The 19,352-nt window shown below is 34.7% G+C and carries 19 protein-coding genes, 1 tRNA gene and 1 riboswitch; of the genes, 19 read left to right on the top strand and 1 reads right to left on the bottom strand.

Annotation, left to right across the window (positions count from 1 at the left end; genetic code table 11):
• Positions 1-15: 15 nt before the first annotated feature.
• The 19 genes from tpiA to pepT all read left to right on the top strand — a co-directional run bounded on the left by tpiA (position 16) and on the right by pepT (position 19,033).
• Positions 16-774, top strand: coding sequence for a triose-phosphate isomerase (tpiA, locus tag RWR88_RS04425; RefSeq protein WP_040507405.1), 759 nt, complete (start codon positions 16-18; stop codon positions 772-774).
• Positions 774-2,303 (top strand): 2,3-bisphosphoglycerate-independent phosphoglycerate mutase, encoded by a 1,530-nt coding sequence (gpmI, locus tag RWR88_RS04420; protein ID WP_314450825.1) that lies wholly within the window; start codon positions 774-776, stop codon positions 2,301-2,303. The genes tpiA and gpmI overlap by 1 nt, the downstream gene beginning before the upstream one ends.
• A 99-nt stretch (positions 2,304-2,402) precedes the next feature.
• A complete protein-coding gene (gene eno, locus RWR88_RS04415; protein ID WP_006703959.1) occupies positions 2,403-3,701 on the top strand; it encodes a phosphopyruvate hydratase in 1,299 nt (432 codons plus the stop codon).
• Positions 3,702-3,773: 72 nt separating this feature from the next.
• Positions 3,774-4,712, top strand: coding sequence for a 1-phosphofructokinase (gene pfkB, locus RWR88_RS04410; RefSeq protein ID WP_314450824.1), 939 nt, complete (start codon positions 3,774-3,776; stop codon positions 4,710-4,712).
• Between the two features lie 57 nt (positions 4,713-4,769).
• Positions 4,770-4,864: riboswitch (TPP riboswitch) on the top strand.
• 40 nt (positions 4,865-4,904) lie between these two features.
• Positions 4,905-5,456: an energy-coupled thiamine transporter ThiT gene (gene thiT, locus RWR88_RS04405; RefSeq protein WP_314450823.1), complete on the top strand. Its 552-nt coding sequence runs from the start codon at positions 4,905-4,907 to the stop codon at positions 5,454-5,456.
• A gap of 176 nt (positions 5,457-5,632) precedes the next feature.
• On the top strand, positions 5,633-6,775 hold the full coding sequence (locus tag RWR88_RS04400) for a 5-methyltetrahydropteroyltriglutamate--homocysteine S-methyltransferase (protein WP_314450822.1): 1,143 nt from the start codon (positions 5,633-5,635) through the stop codon (positions 6,773-6,775).
• A gap of 150 nt (positions 6,776-6,925) precedes the next feature.
• Positions 6,926-7,291, top strand: coding sequence for a MerR family transcriptional regulator (locus RWR88_RS04395; RefSeq protein ID WP_314450821.1), 366 nt, complete (start codon positions 6,926-6,928; stop codon positions 7,289-7,291).
• A gap of 12 nt (positions 7,292-7,303) precedes the next feature.
• Positions 7,304-8,638, top strand: a complete 1,335-nt coding sequence (glnA, locus tag RWR88_RS04390; protein ID WP_314450820.1) for a type I glutamate--ammonia ligase — start codon at positions 7,304-7,306, stop codon at positions 8,636-8,638.
• Between the two features lie 119 nt (positions 8,639-8,757).
• A complete protein-coding gene (locus tag RWR88_RS04385) occupies positions 8,758-10,059 on the top strand; it encodes a peptidoglycan bridge formation glycyltransferase FemA/FemB family protein (RefSeq protein ID WP_314450819.1) in 1,302 nt (433 codons plus the stop codon).
• Positions 10,060-10,194: 135 nt separating this feature from the next.
• On the top strand, positions 10,195-10,731 hold the full coding sequence (locus RWR88_RS04380; RefSeq protein ID WP_314450818.1) for a Gx transporter family protein: 537 nt from the start codon (positions 10,195-10,197) through the stop codon (positions 10,729-10,731).
• A gap of 100 nt (positions 10,732-10,831) precedes the next feature.
• A complete protein-coding gene (locus RWR88_RS04375; RefSeq protein WP_314450817.1) occupies positions 10,832-12,748 on the top strand; it encodes an NAD(P)/FAD-dependent oxidoreductase in 1,917 nt (638 codons plus the stop codon).
• A 56-nt stretch (positions 12,749-12,804) separates the two neighbouring features.
• Complete coding sequence (locus tag RWR88_RS04370; protein ID WP_314450816.1) at positions 12,805-13,782, top strand: polyprenyl synthetase family protein; 978 nt, start codon at positions 12,805-12,807, stop codon at positions 13,780-13,782.
• A 249-nt stretch (positions 13,783-14,031) separates the two neighbouring features.
• Positions 14,032-14,568, top strand: a complete 537-nt coding sequence (locus RWR88_RS04365; RefSeq protein ID WP_314349530.1) for an FMN-binding protein — start codon at positions 14,032-14,034, stop codon at positions 14,566-14,568.
• A 124-nt stretch (positions 14,569-14,692) separates the two neighbouring features.
• On the top strand, positions 14,693-15,793 hold the full coding sequence (locus RWR88_RS04360) for an FAD:protein FMN transferase (RefSeq protein ID WP_314450815.1): 1,101 nt from the start codon (positions 14,693-14,695) through the stop codon (positions 15,791-15,793).
• Position 15,794: 1 nt separating this feature from the next.
• Positions 15,795-16,733 (top strand): 1,4-dihydroxy-2-naphthoate polyprenyltransferase, encoded by a 939-nt coding sequence (locus RWR88_RS04355; RefSeq protein WP_314450814.1) that lies wholly within the window; start codon positions 15,795-15,797, stop codon positions 16,731-16,733.
• A gap of 74 nt (positions 16,734-16,807) precedes the next feature.
• Complete coding sequence (rpmG, locus tag RWR88_RS04350; protein WP_006703972.1) at positions 16,808-16,960, top strand: 50S ribosomal protein L33; 153 nt, start codon at positions 16,808-16,810, stop codon at positions 16,958-16,960.
• Positions 16,961-16,979: 19 nt separating this feature from the next.
• On the top strand, positions 16,980-17,150 hold the full coding sequence (secE, locus tag RWR88_RS04345) for a preprotein translocase subunit SecE (RefSeq protein WP_314349533.1): 171 nt from the start codon (positions 16,980-16,982) through the stop codon (positions 17,148-17,150).
• A 96-nt stretch (positions 17,151-17,246) separates the two neighbouring features.
• The gene (nusG, locus tag RWR88_RS04340; RefSeq protein ID WP_314450813.1) at positions 17,247-17,801 is read left to right on the top strand and encodes a transcription termination/antitermination protein NusG; all 555 of its coding nucleotides are present in this window, start codon (positions 17,247-17,249) and stop codon (positions 17,799-17,801) included.
• Positions 17,801-19,033 carry a peptidase T gene (gene pepT / locus RWR88_RS04335; protein ID WP_314450812.1) on the top strand — a complete coding sequence of 411 codons (1,233 nt, stop codon included), beginning with the start codon at positions 17,801-17,803 and terminating at the stop codon, positions 19,031-19,033. Before nusG ends, pepT begins: the two co-directional genes overlap by 1 nt.
• 87 nt (positions 19,034-19,120) lie before the next feature.
• Here the strand turns inward: pepT and RWR88_RS04330 are convergent.
• Positions 19,121-19,193, bottom strand: a tRNA-Thr gene (locus RWR88_RS04330).
• Positions 19,194-19,352: the final 159 nt, after the last annotated feature.

Genomic DNA, 19,352 nt, shown 5'->3' with positions numbered 1-19,352 from the left:
TTTTAGGAGGACAAAATTATGCGTAAACCAATTATTGCAGGAAACTGGAAAATGAATAAAAATCCTAAAGAAACTCAAGCGTTTGTTGAGGCTTTAGCAGGAAAATTACCATCATCAGAAGTTGTTGAGTCTGCTGTTGCAGCTCCAGCAGTTGATTTATCTACTTTATTAGCTGCAGCTGAAGGTTCAGAATTAAAAGTAGCTGCTCAAAACTGCTATTTCGAACAAGAAGGTGCTTATACTGGAGAAACTTCTCCAAAAGTATTATCTGAAATGGGAGTTCACTATGTTGTGATTGGACACTCAGAACGTCGTGAATATTTCCACGAAACAGATGCTGACATTAATAAAAAAGCAAAAGCAATTTTCGCAAATGGTATGTTACCAATCATCTGTTGTGGTGAAACATTAGAAACTTATGAAGCTGGTAAAGCTGCTGAGTTTGTAGGAGCACAAGTTTCTGCAGCATTAGAAGGATTATCAAACGAACAAGTTTCATCATTAGTGATTGCATATGAACCAATTTGGGCAATCGGAACTGGTAAATCAGCTTCTCAAGATGATGCTCAAAAAATGTGTAAAGTAGTACGTGATGTTGTAGCGAAAGACTTTGGTCAAGAAGTAGCTGATAAAGTACGTGTACAATACGGTGGTTCTGTTAAACCTGAAAATATTAAAGAATACATGGCTTGTCCAGATGTAGATGGAGCTTTAGTAGGTGGAGCAAGCTTACAACCTGAATCATTCTTAGCTTTATTGGAGGCAGTAAAATAATGTCTAAATCACCAGTAGCGATTATTATCTTAGATGGTTTCGGATGGAGACCAGAAGTAGAAGGTAACGCTGTAGCACAAGCAAAGAAACCAAATTTTGACCGTTATTATAATGAATTTCCTCATACAACATTAAAAGCATCAGGTTTAGATGTAGGTTTACCAGATGGACAAATGGGGAACTCAGAAGTAGGTCATACAAATATCGGTGCAGGTCGTATTGTATACCAAAGCTTAACTCGTATTGATAAAGCGATTTTAGATGGTGAATTCGAAACAAACCCAGCATTAAATGGTGCATTTAACCATGTATTAGAAAATGGTTCTGCATTACACTTATTCGGATTATTATCTGATGGTGGTGTACACAGCCATATTAATCATTTATTAGCATTAATTGAAACAGCAAAAGCAAAAGGGATTTCTAAAGTTTATGTTCATGCATTCATGGACGGACGTGACGTGGATCCAAAAGCTGGTCCATCTTACATTAAGACTTTAGAAGACAAAATTGCAGAAGTTGGAGTAGGTCAAATCGCAACTGTATCAGGTCGTTATTATGCAATGGACCGTGACAAACGTTGGGAACGTGTTCAATTAGCTTATGATGCAATTGCACATGCAAAAGGCCCTCAATTCGAATCAGCTCAAGCAGTCATTGAACATAGCTATGCTGAAAATGTAACAGATGAATTTGTAATTCCATCAGTAATTGTTAAAAACGGACAACCAGTTGCAAAAATTGAAGACAATGATGCAGTTATCTTCTTTAACTTCCGTCCTGACCGTGCGATTCAATTATCAAATGCATTTACAGATAAAGAGTGGACAAACTTTGATCGTGGTGAACGTGCTGCAAATGTTAAATTTGTGACAATGACATTATACAATCCAAGTGTGGATGCAGAAGTTGCATTCCCACCAATTCCTATGACAAATGTTTTAGGAGAAGTTTTATCAAAAGCAGGACTTGCACAATTACGTATTGCAGAAACTGAAAAATATCCACACGTTACATTCTTTATGAATGGTGGACGTAATGAAGAATTCCAAGGAGAAAACCGTATTTTAATTCCTTCTCCAAAAGTTGCAACATATGACTTAAAACCTGAAATGAGTTGTTATGAAGTAGGAGATGCATTATATAATTCGATTCAAAATGATGAAAATGATGCAATCATCTTAAACTTCGCAAATCCAGATATGGTTGGACACTCTGGTATGTTAGAGCCAACGATTAAAGCAATCGAAGCAGTAGATGAAAACTTAGGTAAAGTAGTGGATGCTATTTTAGCTAAAGGTGGTACTGCCATTATCTTTGCTGACCACGGTAACTCAGAAACAATGGTTACTCCAGAAGGTACACCACATACTGCACATACAACAGTTCCAGTACCAGTTATTGTAACGAAAAAAGGTGTTACATTACGTGAAGGTGGCCGTTTAGCAGACGTTGCACCTACAATGTTAGACTTATTGAATGTAGCAAAACCTGAAGAAATGACAGGCGAAAGCTTAATTCAAAAATAATCTAAAAAAAAGGCTTTCAATTTAAGGAAAAGATTGCATATAAAGCATTTTTCGACTAAAATAGAAACGTACAAATAAATATAAAGGAGTTAATAAATCATGCCATTTATTACAGATGTATTAGCAAGAGAAGTATTAGATTCACGTGGTAACCCAACTATCGAAGTTGAAGTTTACACAGAAAGCGGAGCGTTCGGACGCGGTATGGTTCCTTCAGGAGCTTCTACTGGTGAATACGAAGCAGTTGAATTACGTGATGGCGACAAATCTCGTTACTTAGGAAAAGGAGTTCAAAAAGCTGTTGATAATGTAAACAACATTATTGCTGAAGCAATCATCGGTTTTGACGTTCGCGAACAAATGGCGATCGACAAATTAATGATCGAATTAGATGGAACTCCAAACAAAGGTAAATTAGGAGCTAACGCAATTTTAGGCGTATCTATCGCTGTTGCTCGTGCGGCTGCTGATTACTTAGATCAACCATTATACCAATACTTAGGTGGATTCAACACTAAAGTATTACCAACACCAATGATGAACATCGTAAACGGTGGATCTCACTCAGATGCTCCAATCGCATTCCAAGAGTTCATGATTTTACCAGTTGGTGCACCAACATTCAAAGAAGCTTTACGTTGGGGTGCTGAAGTATTCCATGCATTAAAAGCTATTTTACACGACCGTGGTTTAGTAACTGCTGTAGGTGACGAAGGTGGTTTCGCTCCAACATTTGAAGGTACTGAAGATGCTGTAGAAACAATCTTAGCTGCTATTAAAAAAGTTGGTTTAGAACCAGGTAAAGATGTATTCTTAGGATTTGACTGTGCTTCATCAGAATTCTTCAAAGATGGCGTATATGACTACACAATCTTCGAAGGTGAAAAAGGTGCTAAACGTACTCCTGCTGAACAAGTAGAATACTTAGCTGAATTAGTTGAGAAATACCCAATCATCACAATCGAAGACGGATGTGACGAAAACGACTGGGATGGATGGAAATTATTAACTGAACGCTTAGGCGGTAAAGTTCAATTAGTAGGTGACGATTTATTCGTAACTAACACAGAAATCTTATCTCGTGGTATTGCACAAGGCGTTGCAAACTCAATCTTAATCAAAGTTAACCAAATCGGTACTTTAACTGAAACATTCAACGCAATTGAAATGGCTCAAAAAGCTGGATACACTGCAGTTGTATCACACCGTTCAGGTGAAACTGAAGATTCAACAATTGCTGATATCGCAGTTGCTACAAATGCTGGACAAATCAAAACTGGTTCATTAAGCCGTACAGACCGTATTGCTAAATACAACCAATTATTACGTATTGAAGATCAATTAGGTGACTTAGCGGTTTACCAAGGTCTTTCAGCATTCTACAACTTAAAAAAATAATGACATTTTAGGATGTTTTTAGAGGGCTAGCGTTTCGCTAGCCCTATTTTTTACATTGAAAGTGGTGAGAAGATGATTTACACAATTACGTTTAATCCTGCAGTAGATTTAGTGATTCAAGTTCCGAATTGTCAATTAGGAATATTGAATCGCTCTATGGGTGAGGAATATATAGCAGGTGGTAAAGGGATTAATATGTCGATTGTATTAAAGCGATTAGGTATTAATAATATTGCTACAGGATTTCTTGGAGGTTTTTCAGGGAACTATATTGAAGAGTTTCTAGAAAAAGAAGGGATTACCCCTCAGTTTATTTCTGTTGAAGGGACTACTAGAATTAATGTTAAAGTTAAAGGAGAAGTAGAGACAGAAATCAATGCAGCTGGTCCTAGCGTGGGTGTAGAGCAATTTCAACAATTAATGAATTATTTCGAAGATGTTTTAAAAGAAGGAGATATCGTATTTTTAGCAGGAAATGCTGCTCCAGGATTAGATGAGATGTCTTATGTTGAAATTGCAAAGCTTTGTCATGCAAGAGGGGTAAAGTTAGTGCTTGATACTACAAAAAATTCATTATTAGCCTGTTTACCTTATCAGCCGTTTATGATTAAGCCGAACCAACATGAATTAGAAGAATTATTTGGAGTAAAAATTGAAACACAAGAAGAAATGTTGAACTATGCGTTTCAATTACGAGAAAAAGGGGCTCGTAATGTCTTGATTTCTTGTGGAGGTGAAGGAGCATTTCTAGTTAATGAAACAGAACAAGTATTTACTTCAAATATACCAAAAGGTATGCTAATCAATTCTGTAGGTGCTGGAGATTCGATGTTAGCTGGCTTTATGGCGAAATTTATTGAGACAAATGATTATAGAATGAGTCTGAAGCAAGGGGCAGCATCTGGTAGTGCGACAGCTTTTTCAGTAGGAATTGCTACAAGAGAGTTGATAGAAGAATTAATCCCACAAATAGAAATAACGGAAATTTCAAGACAATGGAAGACTATTTGAGAAATAAGTGTTGAATCTATCCTTGTAAGAGCGTATACTAAATTCATGTTTTAAAAAAAGGATACAAAGAGGTTCCGTTGGCTGAGATGTCTTTACAAACTCTTAGAACCTGTTACGTTAATACGTGCGTAGGGATTGTATGAATAATTGTCTACAATGGGTCTCTTTGTAAAAAAACAAGGAGGCTTTTTTATGTCTGTAAAAAGAATTGCGTGGGTAGAAGGAGCGATTGTAGCGGCGTTAGCGATGGCGTTGTCATTTGTTCCTGATTTTATGGGATGGTTTTCTCCATCTTTTGGAGCAATTGTTTTAGTAGTATTTGCATTGAGAAGAGGATTGTACCCAGCTTTATTTTCAGGTTTAGTATGGGGAGTATTACATTTCCCGCTTGGGAAAGTAGTTTATTTATCATTCTCTCAAGTGGTTTTGGAATATATAATTGCATTTGGAGTAATGGGATTCGCTGGTTTACTTCATCATCAATTCCAAAAGGCTATTCGTAATGATAAACAAGCGTTAGCAATTTTTTATATTTTTATTTCTTCAATCATCGGTGTTGGAGTTCGTTATTTCTGGCATTTTGTAGCAGGATTTTTATTCTGGGGTAAATATGCACCAGAAGGAGTATCGCCATATTGGTATTCATTCACAGTGAATGGAATTGCTGGATTACAAACATTAATTGTAACGATTGTTGTAGCGATTTTATTGTTGAAATATCCAAAAATTTATAAAGAAAATTAAATTGTACGAAATTTATATTTAGAGAAACTCTTATAGAATAACTCGATTCTATAAGAGTTTTTTTGTCAATGGATATAGCTTTAAACTATATTTAAATATAGTAAATTAGTATGTGACAATAACGGAGTAGTCAGTTACAATGTAATTACGTTAGTTAGAGAAGAGAGGTAATCAAGATGACAAAACACGCACCATTTAAATTTGATACAGTAGGAAGTTTTTTAAGACCAGAAAATTTAAAACAAGCTCGTGAAGAGTATGAAAAAGGAAATTTTAGTTACCAAGAATTAAAAAACTTTGAAGATGCAGCAATTCGTGATTTAGTAAAAAAAGAAATCGAAGCGGGATATAAAGGAATTACAGACGGGGAATTCCGTCGTGCTTATTGGCATTTAGATTTCTTCTGGGGATTAGGAGGAATTAAACATGTTCAAGCTAAAACAGGATACCAATTCCATGATGAAGTGACTAAGCCAGACTCAGCTACTGTAGTAGGAACGATTCATGGACGTAACCATCCATTCGTAGCTCACTACACATTTTTAAGAGATTTAGTCGCAGATAATGATGAAGTTGAAGCTCGTATTACAATTCCATCACCATCTCAATTATATTTTGAATTAATTCGTGATGAAGAACATGTGGAACAATTGAATAGTGTATATTCAAACTTTGATGATGTGGTAGCAGATATTTCAAAAGCATACTTAGAAGTGATTCAACAATTATTTGATGAGGGATTACGTACATTACAAGTTGATGATTGTACATGGGGTATTTTAGTGGATGATAACTTCTTAACACTTTGGGGACAAGGTCGTGATAAAGAAGAAGTAAGACGTGAATTAGCAGCAACATTTTTACGTTTAAATAATGCTGTGTATAAAAATGTTCCAGAAGGATTAGTTGTAAATACTCACGTATGTCGTGGAAACTTCCATTCTACTTGGGCTGCAAGTGGTGGTTATGCATCAGTTGCTGAAGAATTATTCGAGCAAGAAGAAGTGAATGCTTATTACTTAGAATTTGATACAGATCGTGCAGGAGATTTTACTCCATTAGCAAAAGTTTCTGGTGATAAAAAAGTCGTTTTAGGATTAGTAACTTCAAAATTTGGAGAATTAGAAAGCAAGGAAGAATTAATTTCTCGTATTAAAGAAGCGAGCCAATATATTCCATTAGAGAGATTATCATTAAGTACTCAATGTGGATTTGCATCAACTGAAGAAGGAAATATTTTAACAGAAGAGCAACAATGGGCAAAATTAGCGTTAATTAAAGAAGTTGCCGAAGAAGTTTGGGGAACTGAAAACGAATAATAAAATGGAAAGGCTGGGGAAACCTAGTCTTTTTTGTTGAAAAGAAAACCATGTTAGAAAATATAACATAAAAAGTAAGGGAACCCTTGACTTTTATGTGCGTTATTTTTACAATACAGCTATCATAGAGAATAAGAGAGGTGTTTGAGAATGGGAGAAAAAGAATTACGACGTTCTTTAGCAGTATTTCCAATAGGAACAGTCATGAAATTGACTGATTTAACGGCGAGACAAATTCGCTACTATGAAGAACAACGTTTAATTACACCTGAACGTTCCGACACTAATCGCAGAATGTATTCACTAAATGATGTAGATCGATTATTAGAAATCAAAGACTACTTGTCGGATGGATTGACGATTGTTGCGATTCAAAAAATTTATTCGAATAAAAAGAAAAATCCGTTAGAAAAAACTTCATCAAATGATGGATTAACGGATGAAGATGTTCGACGAATTTTGTATAACGAAATTATGCATATTGGAAGATTATCTGGACAAGAGAAATTATTATAGAGGTGGAGAAAAATGACAATCACACAAGAAGAAATTTTAAAACAAGTTGAGGAAATGGACGTTCGTTATTTACGTTTGATTTTTACGGATATTTTAGGAACGATTAAAAATGTGGAAGTACCAATTACTCAATTAAAAAAAGTATTATCGAATAAAATGATGTTCGATGGTTCATCCATTGAAGGGTTTGTTCGTATTGAAGAAAGTGATATGTATTTATACCCTGACTTAGATACATGGGTTGTATTCCCATGGAGTAGTAAACACGGAACAATCGCGCGCTTAATTTGTGATGTATATAAACCAGATGGAACACCATTTGCAGGAGATCCACGTTCAAACTTAAAACGTATTTTAGAAGAAATGGAAGACTTAGGATTTTCTAATTTTAACTTAGGACCAGAGCCAGAGTTTTTCTTATTCAAATTAGATGAAAAAGGAGAACCAACGCTTGAAGGAAATGACCAAGGAAGTTACTTCGATTTAGCTCCAGTCGATTTAGGGGAAGAATGTCGTCGTGAAATTGTACTAGAATTAGAAAAGATTGGATTTGATATTGAAGCAAGCCACCATGAAGTAGCACCAGGACAACATGAAATTGACTGGAAATATGCACCAGCTGTAGCAGCGTGCGATAATATTCAAACCTTTAAATTAGTGGTAAAAACAATTGCGCGTAAACATGGATTGCATGCAACCTTTATGCCAAAACCAGTATTTGGGATTGCAGGAAGTGGAATGCACTTTAACTTATCATTATTTGATAAAGAAGGGAATAATGCCTTCTATGATCCTACAGATGAACATGGACTAAGTGATACTTGTCGTTATTTCATTGCTGGAGTTATGAAACATGCGAAAGCTTTAACAGCGATTTGTAATCCTACAGTCAACTCTTATAAACGTTTAGTGCCTGGATATGAAGCGCCTGTATATATTGCATGGTCAGCTCAAAATCGTTCTCCATTAATTCGTATTCCTGAAGCAAGAGGACTTTCTACTCGTATCGAATTAAGAAGTGTGGATCCAGCAGCAAATCCTTATTTAGCAATGGCAGTTATTTTACGTGCTGGTTTAGAAGGGATTCGTGAAAAATTACCAGTTCCTGCTCCAGTAGACCGTAATATTTATGCAATGTCGACAGCAGAAAGAAAAGAAGTAGGAATAGATGATCTTCCAAGCAGTTTAGCAGAAGCGATTGATTGCTTGAAAGCTGATACAGTTGTAAAAGATGCATTAGGTGGACATATTTACAGTAACTTTGTGGAAGCGAAGAAATTCGAATGGGCAGCGTATCGTTCACAAGTCACACAATGGGAATTAGATCAATATTTAAAACTATTTTAAGATAGACAAGAAGCCGAGCGAAAGCTTGGCTTTTTTATATGATTCTTCCTAACATTTTTTGACAATCCACTATATAAGTGTCATACTATTCAATGACAACACGTGAGAGGAAGTTAGAGATGTATATTAAAGATATGAAAAATTCTATAGCAGAATATCATGAGTTTTTACAAACTCAAGGGAACTGTACTCTTTTTCAAACTCCGGAATGGGGAGAAGTGAAAACAAGAGGAGAATGGAGTAATGATATTCTCTTTGTAATGAATGATCAAGATGAACCAGTTGCAGCGACGATGATTTTATACCGTGCCCTTCCTGTAGTGAAAAGATATTTAGCGTATGCTCCTAGAGGGATTGTGACGGATTATCATAATGCAGAACAATTTAAAGAAGTGATTGAAGCTTTGAAAGCTTATTTAAAACAAAAACGAGTATTTGGTTTGAAAATTGACCCTGAAATTATGTGGAGAGAACGATTAAATGACTTTTCAATTGTAGAAGATGGAATCAATCAAGAATCCGTTCGCCAATTATTATTAGAATCAGGATTTGTAAGTCAACCACTAGATTTAGGGTTTGATGGCATTCAACCAAGAATGACAATGATTGTAGAACTAGAAGATAAGGGGAAAGGAATTTTAGATACTTTCTCTTCTAAAGAAAGATATAAAGTTACAATGGCTCAAAAACGTGGAGTTGTTTGTTATAAAGGAACTATCGAAGATATTGATGATTATGAAGTGTTAAATCGTATTACTGCTGAACGTGATCAATATATTGCGAGAAGTAAAGAGTATTTAACAACTATCTATGAAACATTACATGCTCACGATATGATGGATTTATATTTTGCAAAAATTGATTATCATGTTGCAAAAGAATCAACAGAAAACAGAATTCACCAAGCAAAAGCTGAGGTGGAAAAAATTGCTTCACAAGTTGAAAGTACTCAAAATGAGAAAAAGAAGACAAATTTATTGAATCAAAGAGAAAGCTTGTTGAAAAATATTGGGAAATATGAGCAAGAAATGATTGAGTTAGAAGCGCTGTGTAAAGAATATCCAAATGGAAAAGTTTTAAGTGGAGCATTTGTCGCAACGTATAAAGAAACGGCATATTATTTATACGGAGCGAATATTACAGATGATGCAGGATTAAATGCAAATAAAGCTTTACAAACATGGATTATGCAACAAATGTATGATGAAAAAGGTATTCGTCATTATGATATGTTTGGAGTTTCAAGTAATGCAGAAGATCATACAGGTATTACTAAGTTTAAACAATCTTTTGATCCAATTTTAGTGGAATATATTGGAGAGTTTGATTTACCGATTAATCGTTTCTGGTTTACAATGTTTCAAGATGTTGCACCAAAAGTGATGGAATGGAAGAGAAAATTATTAATGCGCCGTTCATAAATGACGTACTGCCCCAAAAGTAAGAATAAAAGTTACTTTTGGGGTCTTTTTATGTTCGTTTTTTAGATATCTTTTTAAGATTTTTACGAGTTATGGTACAATTATAAGACGAGTTTAATGAGAGGTGGTAGATAAATGAAACAAAATCTAACGTTGAAAAAAATGTTATTTATTTCGTTATTAACAGCTCAAGGAATTATTTTGAGTTTACTAGAACAAGCGATTCCTTTTCCTTTTGCATTTGCTCCGGGAGCTAAATTAGGAGTTGCCAATATTATTACGGTCATCGGTTTATATACCTTGTCGCTCCAAGAAGTTATATTAGTAGTTTTATTAAGAACATTGTTGACTGCTTTGTTAGGTGGAACTTTTTCTACTTTACTATACAGTAGTGCAGGAGCGGCGTTTAGTTTGTTAGGAATGTTACTCGTTAAAAAATTAGGACCGAAGCGTGTGAGTTTAATTGGCGTGAGTGCTACTGGAGGAATTTTACATAATTTTGGGCAATTAGTCATTGCGAGTTTTATTGCTAAATCTTGGACAGTACTTTTATATTTACCTGCAATGTCGATTGTAGGGATTTTTGCGGGTATTGCGATTGGGATTGCTGCAAATTATGCTTTAAATCATGTCAAAATATTAAAAGCATATCGTGAAAAACAAGAAATGTAAATTTATGAAAACTTTCAAGAAAAGAAATTGATTAGACAAAATGTTGATTTTATACTATAATGCTTAAGTGAAAAAATTACAAAACGAGAGGGGATTTCTAATGACGAAAACAAATATTGTTGTTATCGGTGCAGGATTTGCAGGAGTAGCAGCAACGAAGAAATTATCACGTCATTTCAGAAAAGATAAAGATGTTACAATTACATTAATTGATAAACATCCATATTTAACATACATGACGGAGTTACATGAAGTAGCTGGAGGTCGTGTAGAGCCTGAAGCAATCCAATATGATTTACAAAAACTATTTGCACGTTCAAAAAATGTTCAATTAGTAACGGACAAAGTAGTAAGCTTAGATAAAACTAAAAAAGTTGTAACAACAACTTATAAATCTTTCCAATATGATTATTTAGTAATCGGTATGGGTGGAGAAGCAAATGACTTTGGTGTACAAGGTGTGAAAGAACACGGATTTACATTATGGTCAATGGAAGATGCGATTAAAATGCGCGAACACATTATTCACTGTGTAGAACGTGCAGCTAAAGAGCATGTAACTCCAAAACGCCGTGCTTTATTAACATTTACAGTATGTGGGGCTGGATTTACTGGGGTAGAATTAGTCGGTGAAATCATGGACTGGATTCCAGTATTAGCAAAACAATATAACTTAGATGAAAGTGAATTCTCGTTATATATTGTTGAAGCAGTTCCAACGATTTTAAATATGTTAGATGAAAAAGATGCTGCTAAAGCTGAGAAATTCATGACTAGCCGTGGCATTAAAGTGATTAAAGGAAACGGAATTGAAGAAGTAAAAGAAAACAGCATTCGTTTAGTAGACGGTACTGTCATTCCAACTTACTCATTATTCTGGACAGCTGGTGTTAAAGCGAATACTGAATCTGAAGTATTTGGATTCAAATCTGCTCGTGCAGGTCGTTTAGTCGTAAATGAATTTATGCAAGTAGATGGAGAAGAAAACATTTATGCAATCGGGGACTTAGCTTATTATGAAGAACCTGATAAAGAAAATCGTCCAACTCCACAAATTGTTCAAGCAGCTGAACAAACTGGACATACAGCAGCGAAAAATATTATTGCAGATGTAGAAAATGATGCAAAAGTTGCTTATAAAGGAAAATATGATGGATTCATGGTTTCAATTGGATCTCATTATGGTGTAGCTTTCTTAATGGGCAAATATCACTTAAGTGGTTTCTTTGCAATGTTGATGAAACATTTAGTAAATATCAAATACTTCTTAGAAATCTTCTCATTATATTATGCGATTCAATATGTATTCCACGAATTCTTCCATATTAAAGATCGTCGTAATATCTTCCGTGGACATTTGTCTCGTTACGGAAATGTTCTTTGGGCACTACCATTACGTTTATTCTATGGTGGAATGTGGACAATCGAAGGATTGAAAAAAATTTTTGGTCTTTGGGGTGCACATAGCTGGATTGATGGAACGCACTTAGCATTCCCATTCCCTTGGTTAGTTGAACCAACTAGTGCAGCAAGCGGTGCAGCTGAAACAGTTGCAGCTGCAAGTGGAGCAGCTACTCAAACAGTAGCAGAAGTAGCAACTTCATTTGGATTTAACTATTCATATGGGGAACAACCAATGATGGTATTAGATAAAATGCCAGACTGGTTTGCTTCAATTATGCAAATTATGATTCCAAACGTTGAAGTAGCTCATGTAATGCAAACAATTATGTCATTTGTAGAATTAGCGATTGGTTTAGCAATTATGGCTGGATTCTTAACATGGATTGTTAATGCAGTAACAGTTGGATTAGTAACAACATTTGTATTGTCAGGTATGTTCTACTGGGTAAATATGTGGTTTATCCCAGCAGCCATTGCTTTAATGAACGGTTCAGGACGTGCATTTGGTTTAGATTACTACTTCATTCCATGGTTCCAAAAAACTGCTGGTAAATGGTGGTATGGAACTTCGAAACATATTTATGGTTTCGGTGCAGATAAACAAGAACGTTAAATGAGATAAAAGTCGGCTTCGCCGGCTTTTTGTCTATAGTGATTGGAGAAAAAATTATGGAAATGATTCATTCAATGTGGAATGAATACCCGTTTTTAAAACAAGAATTATCAGCCATTCGTCAGTTAATGTTAGACAGTGTTGAAATGGAAGATGAAGACATTCACCAAGCGATTGTGGCGATGTTACAGCAAGGTGGAAAAATGATTCGTCCTGCTTATCTGACATTATTTGCTAACTGGAGTAAAAATGGGAACTGGCAACAAGTAAGAGCCGTTGCAGCTGCTTTAGAATTACTACATGTAGCAACATTGCTCCATGATGATGTTATTGATGAAGCAGATATGAGAAGAGGTCGAGATACACTAAATGCTCGTTATGGAAATCGTGTAGCGATTTATGCTGGAGATTTTGTTTTAACGAGTTGCTATCAACTTCTTTCAACGCATTTATCTGATTTAGAAGGAATTACACTTCCAACTAATGGAATGGCAAGAGTTGTAGAAGGCGAATTAGCACAAATGAGAAATCGTTATCGCTATGATTTAGGGCTTCAAGAATATTTGAAACGAATCGAAGGGAAAACAGCTCAATTATTCATGGTTAGCTGTTATATGGGCGCAACATTAGGACAAATGGATGATGCGCTTAGAGCAAAGAAAATTGGTCAGCAAATTGGTATGGCGTTTCAAATTTTAGATGATATTTTAGATTATCAAGTAACTCCTCAAGAATTTGGAAAACCTGTTTTAGAAGATGTTGCGCAAGGAATTTATACAGCGCCATTAATTTATGCACTAGAAAAAGAGCCTCAAAAAATAATTCCATTACTAGAGAAAAAACAAGAGATTTCTGAACAAGAGAGATTGTTATTAAGAAAATTAGTGCATGATTCTGGTGGGTTGCAAAAAGCACAACAATTAGCAATGCGATATACGAAACAAGCTTTGTCTCAAATTGAACGTTTGCCTGAAAGTGATATGAAGGCAACGTTAACGCAATTAACACAACAATTATTAGAACGTACGATGTGATTATATGATGGACTTCAAAGGATATATTCTTTGAAGTTTTTTTAGAAATAAATTCTCTGAAGGGAAGAGAGTGTTCATCATTCTTGGAAATTCTCTTTTGAGAAGTCTCGTTTTGAGTTGAAAAGGTTGTTGATATTATACTATGATGAAGCGTACATTGCTTTGAGTTTGCAAAGAAAAAGGAACATGGTATAATAATACCTAAAGAATTTACAAAAATTCTAAAATAAAGAGAAAAGGATGAATAAAATGACATTCAAAAAATCATTAGCAACAGCAGCTGTTTTATTATCATCAGTAGTTGTTTTAACTGCATGTGGTGGAGGTTCAAAATCTACTACTTCATCAACTTCTTCTGAAAAAACTACTCAAGCAGCACAAACTACTCAAGCGGCAAAATCTACTGCTTCAGGAGAATTAAAAGACGGTACTTACAAATTAGTATCAGAAGCTGATAAACGTGGTTGGCATGTTGAATTTACAATCGTAGTAGAAGGTGGAAAAATCACTTCTTCAGATTATGATAACTTAAACAAAGATGGTAAACGTAAATCAGAAGATGAAGCTTATGAAAAACAAATGAAAGATAAAGTTAAAGTTGGACCTGCTGAATACTTCAAAGCATACAATATTGGATTAGTTGAAAAACAAAAACCTTCAGATGTTGAAGTAGTAGCTGGTGCTACAAATGCACACACTTCATTTGTAGAATATGCAAATAAATTAATTGAAGCAGCTCAAAAAGGCGACACTAAAGAAATTAAAGTGGCTGCACCTCAAGGCTAATTTAAATTTGACGATGAACCGGGCTTAGGCTCGGTTTTTTCTTTTGAAATAGGAGTTTAGCTTGAGTTATTGTGAAAAATTTAGTAGACTATTTGAATGGAATTTATACATTAAGGAGAGGTATATGAAAATCAATAAATGGTTGTTAGTGACAACTCTTGCCTTAAGTTCAATTGGATTAGTGAGTTGCCAACAAAAGAAAGTTCAAGAAGCAGAAGTTGTTTCCTCAGCTTCCGTAAAAACACCTAGAGAAATTATTAAGTCTCCCGTTAAGAAGACAGATTTCTTATTAGGTACTGCAGTAGCATTATCTGTGTATCATCCAAATACTGAAGAATTATTAGCGCGTGCTTTTGCAATGGTGAAAGATTTGGAAGCTAGAATTACTGTTAATGCTAGTGGATCTGAAGTCGATGCGATTAATGAAGCAGCAGGAGATCATGCAGTTGCTGTCAGCGATGAAGTATATGATGTCATTAAACAAGGTCTAACTTATAGCGAAGAATTTGATGGTAGTTTTGATATTACGGTCGGACCTTTAACAAGTTTATGGAGAATCGGGTTTCCAGATGCTAGAAAACCATCCCAAAAAGAAATTGATGATGCACTACCTTTAGTAAATTATAAAAATGTCGTTTTAAATGATGAAGAAAAAAGTGTTTATCTAACTCAAAAAGGCATGTTATTAGATTTAGGTGGAATTGCGAAAGGGTTTATTGCAGACCAATTATGGAATTTCTTTAAAAAAGAAGGAGTGACAACAGCGGTTCTTGATTTAGGGGGGAATATTGTCGTAATGGGTGGTTCTCCAGCACGAGATGGGGTAGCTTGGAATGTTGGATTGCAAGATCCTTTAGAAAGTCGTGGTACAACTTTAGGAACGATTTTAGAAAAAGAAAAGACAATCGTTACTTCTGGAATTTATGAACGATATTTAGAAGTAGATGGTAAAACCTATCATCATATTTTAAATCCAAAAACAGGATATCCATATGAAAATGATATTGCAGGAGTTTCAATTATTGTCTCAAGTTCTACAAGAGGAGATGCGTTGTCGACGTCTATGTTCTCGATTGGTGTAGAAGAAGGGTTGAAATATGTGAATCAAAAAGATGATGTAGATGCAGTTTTCATGACAAGAGATAAGAAAGTCTATGTTTCAAATTCGATTAAAAATGCGTTTAAACTAACGAATGATCAATATACATGGGAAGGGACGCATTAATATGAAAGATATGATTGAATTAGTGGAGTTGAGAACGAAAATTGCGAGTGTCATTCCTTTTGTAGTTGGATTACTCTATTCAATTTGGACATTTGGGAATTTCAATGCAGTGAATATGATATTGTTCTTTATTGGAATGGTGTGCTTTGATATGGCAACGACTGTTATGAATAATTTAATGGATTATGTCAAAGCAAAAAATGAAACATATCGCCAAGAAGAAAATATTATTGGAACTTCGTCTTTAACGGTAAAACAAGCTGCGATGATTTTCGGAAGTTTAGTCGGTGTTGCAACAATTATTGGAATCATTTTAGTGATGAGAACAAATCTTATTTTATTATTTGTTGGAATGCTTTGTTTTGTTATTGGAATTTTTTATACTTTTGGTCCAATTCCAATTTCAAGAATGCCATTAGGGGAAGTATTGTCTGGAGTGACAATGGGATTTGGAATTTTTTGGATTGTGATTTTCTTAAATTCTCCAGAAGCCAGTTTTGCATGGATGGGATTAGACGAAGGAATGTTGGTTGTCCGATTAGCGTTGTTAGATCACTTCAAAGTAGTCCTGCTCTCGTTACCGTTAGTATGTACGATTGCGAATATTATGTTAAGTAATAATTTATGTGATTTAGAAACAGATATTACGAACCACCGCTATACATTGGTGTATTATATTGGAAAATCAAAAGCATTAAAATTATATCAAGGGCTTTATCTGATTAGTTTTATAGCTATGGTGTTAGCAGTTGTATTTAAAATTGCACCAATTTTAATGATAGGAACTCTAGTAGTGGGAATTCCAGTGTATAAAAATATTCAAGTCTTCATTCAGAAACAAGAGAAACGATCAACTTTTGCATTAGCCATTAAAAATATGTTAATGATTCATGTCATGCAAATGTTATTATTAGTCATTAGTGTGATATTTTTTCGCTAATGCTTGACAATTGGCACTGAGAATTTTATGATTGAATAGATATGATATAGTAGAAGAAAGAGAGTAGTGAAAATATGGCACAAAAGAAAGCAGCGTTGGCATGCAGTGTATGTGGTTCAAGAAACTACACACTTACTTTAGGGCAAAATAAACGTGTCGAACGTTTAGAGTTAAAAAAATTCTGTAAGTTTTGCAATAAACAAACACTACATCGAGAAACTAAATAATCGAGAGGAGCGGTTTCGAATGCGTTTTTTAGTAAATGTTGTTAAAGAAATGAAGAGAGTAACATGGCCAACTGGTAAAGAAGTTAATAAATATACATTAACAGTTGTAATGGCAGTATTAATTGCGTTAGGATTTTTCACAGTAGTGGATTTTGCCATTGCAAGTGCATTTAAATTAATTATTAAATAATTCGCAAGAGTTATAAAATAGTGGTATAATGAAAACAAGCAAAAACCTTCAAGTAAGAAGGTTTTTTTGTATGAACAAATAATAGGAGGAATTACGATGAGTAATGCAGCAAAAGAATGGTATGTATTACATACTTATTCAGGATATGAAAACAAAGTAAAATCAAATATTGAATTACGTATTAGTTCAATGGGTATGGAAGAAAATATTTTTAGAGTAATTGTTCCAGAGGAAGAAGAAGTAGAAGTAAAAGATGGAAAAGAGAAAGTTACGATTAACAAAACTTTCCCAGGTTATGTATTAGTTGAAATGATTATGTCTGACCAAGCATGGTATGTTGTACGTAACACTCCAGGTGTAACAGGGTTTGTGGGTTCTCACGGAGCAGGTTCTAAACCATCTCCATTATTACCGGAAGAAGTGGATACATTATTAGGTCGCTTAGGAGTGCCAACTCATGCACCAGTAGATTTACACGCTAAAGTAGGAGATTATGTCATTATTACTGAAGGTGCTTTTGATGGTATGAGTGGTAAAGTGACAGAAATTGATGTTGAAAAACAAAAAGTTAAAGTAACGATTGAAATGTTTGGTCGTGAAACGATTGCAGAATTAGAATTCTATCAAGTGAAAGAAGATGACTCTTACTAATGCGAGAAAGCATGTTAGATCGTTTTGTACGATATGCAAAGATTAATACAAGAAGTGATTTAAACTCATCTGCCGTTCCAACAACAAAGAGTCAGTTAGATTTTTTACAAATGTTGGAACAGGAATTGAAGGGGTTAGGCTTTTCAAATATTTCTTTAGATTTAGAAGATGCTTATTTAGTAGCTTGCATTCCGAGTAATTTGCCAGAAGGTAAAACAGCACCATCGATTGGATTTGTAGCACATGTCGACACTGCAGATTTTAATGCTGAAAATATTCAGCCTCAAGTACATTTGAATTATGATGGTGAAGATGTATTGTTGAATTCTAAATTAGGATTGATGATGCGAGTAGAAGAGTTTCCTAATTTGAAAAATTATATCGGCCAAACTCTTATTACAACAGATGGTACCACATTGTTAGGTGCAGATGATAAAGCAGGATTAGTTTCAATATTAGAAGCAGCCATCGATTTATTAGTTAACCCAGAAATTCCACATGGAGATATTTGGGTAGCTTTTGGACCAGATGAGGAAATTGGAAAAGGTGCACATCGCTTTAAAGCAGAAAGAATGCCAGCTCAATTTGCTTATACATTAGATAGTGGAGTGGTTGGGAAATTAGAGTACGAGACTTTTAATGCCGCAAGAGCTGTTGTAAAAATTAATGGAACAAGTGTACACCCGGGTCAAGCAAAAGATGTCATGGTAAATGCACTTGCAGAAGCTGCAAAACTTTTTTCAAAATTACCAGAACAGGAAGTTCCAGAAAAGACAAGTGGCTATGAAGGTTTCTATATGCTTGCAAAACAATCAGGAAATATTGGAATGGTAGAAGCGGAATATATTATTCGAGATCATTCAATGGAGAAATTCCAAGAGCGAAAGAAAAAATTCGCAAAAATTGTAGAAGAACAAAATGCAACTTATGATGTTCCAAGAATTGAATGTCACATTTATGATGAGTACTTTAATATGTATGAAGTGTTAAAAGAAGATATGACTTCAGTTGAAGTAGCAATAGAAGCATACCGACAATGTGGAATTGAACCAGATATCCAACCTTTTAGAGGGGGAACAGATGGTTGTATTATTACATTTAAAGGTATTCCAACACCAAACCTATTTACAGGAGCGGAGAATTTACATGGACAGTATGAATTTGTTACATTAGAAAGCATGGAAAAAGCAAAAGAAGTAGTACTAACCATTATTCAAAACGTAGTAAAATAAAAATAGCCCTCAGATGAAAATCTGGGGGCTTTAAATATGAAATAGATATAGTTTGAAAAATAATGAAAGTCAAACAACTCTACCTAGTGCCGAAAGCAAGGCTCGAACTTGCGACCTACGCGTTACGAGTGCGTTGCTCTACCAACTGAGCTATTTCGGCTTCACAAATCTAGTATACTCCTCCTAAAAACAGAAGTAAACAAGAGAAAAGCTTTAAAATCAACATTTTAAATAGAGAAGAAAATAACAAGAGAAAATATTTCTAAAAATATAAAAAAAGTTACAAAAAAGACTTGAAAAGTAAGTCTAGCTATGGTAA

Source organism: uncultured Granulicatella sp. (assembly GCF_963528195.1).
GTDB lineage: Bacteria > Bacillota > Bacilli > Lactobacillales > Aerococcaceae > Granulicatella.
The sequence above is the reverse complement of the archived record's forward strand: the minus strand, read 5'-3'. Positions and strand labels throughout refer to the sequence as shown.

Bases quoted from the DNA above. Each gene is read 5' to 3' on its own strand.
- gpmI (WP_314450825.1), top strand. From the start codon at position 774: ATGTCTAAATCACCAGTAGCGATTATTATCTTAGATGGTTTCGGATGG.
- eno (WP_006703959.1), top strand. From the start codon at position 2,403: ATGCCATTTATTACAGATGTATTAGCAAGAGAAGTATTAGATTCACGT.
- pfkB (WP_314450824.1), top strand. From the start codon at position 3,774: ATGATTTACACAATTACGTTTAATCCTGCAGTAGATTTAGTGATTCAA.
- thiT (WP_314450823.1), top strand. From the start codon at position 4,905: ATGTCTGTAAAAAGAATTGCGTGGGTAGAAGGAGCGATTGTAGCGGCG.
- RWR88_RS04400 (WP_314450822.1), top strand. From the start codon at position 5,633: ATGACAAAACACGCACCATTTAAATTTGATACAGTAGGAAGTTTTTTA.
- RWR88_RS04395 (WP_314450821.1), top strand. From the start codon at position 6,926: ATGGGAGAAAAAGAATTACGACGTTCTTTAGCAGTATTTCCAATAGGA.
- glnA (WP_314450820.1), top strand. From the start codon at position 7,304: ATGACAATCACACAAGAAGAAATTTTAAAACAAGTTGAGGAAATGGAC.
- RWR88_RS04385 (WP_314450819.1), top strand. From the start codon at position 8,758: ATGTATATTAAAGATATGAAAAATTCTATAGCAGAATATCATGAGTTT.
- RWR88_RS04380 (WP_314450818.1), top strand. From the start codon at position 10,195: ATGAAACAAAATCTAACGTTGAAAAAAATGTTATTTATTTCGTTATTA.
- RWR88_RS04375 (WP_314450817.1), top strand. From the start codon at position 10,832: ATGACGAAAACAAATATTGTTGTTATCGGTGCAGGATTTGCAGGAGTA.
- RWR88_RS04370 (WP_314450816.1), top strand. From the start codon at position 12,805: ATGGAAATGATTCATTCAATGTGGAATGAATACCCGTTTTTAAAACAA.
- RWR88_RS04365 (WP_314349530.1), top strand. From the start codon at position 14,032: ATGACATTCAAAAAATCATTAGCAACAGCAGCTGTTTTATTATCATCA.
- RWR88_RS04360 (WP_314450815.1), top strand. From the start codon at position 14,693: ATGAAAATCAATAAATGGTTGTTAGTGACAACTCTTGCCTTAAGTTCA.
- RWR88_RS04355 (WP_314450814.1), top strand. From the start codon at position 15,795: ATGAAAGATATGATTGAATTAGTGGAGTTGAGAACGAAAATTGCGAGT.
- rpmG (WP_006703972.1), top strand. From the start codon at position 16,808: ATGGCACAAAAGAAAGCAGCGTTGGCATGCAGTGTATGTGGTTCAAGA.
- secE (WP_314349533.1), top strand. From the start codon at position 16,980: ATGCGTTTTTTAGTAAATGTTGTTAAAGAAATGAAGAGAGTAACATGG.
- nusG (WP_314450813.1), top strand. From the start codon at position 17,247: ATGAGTAATGCAGCAAAAGAATGGTATGTATTACATACTTATTCAGGA.
- pepT (WP_314450812.1), top strand. From the start codon at position 17,801: ATGCGAGAAAGCATGTTAGATCGTTTTGTACGATATGCAAAGATTAAT.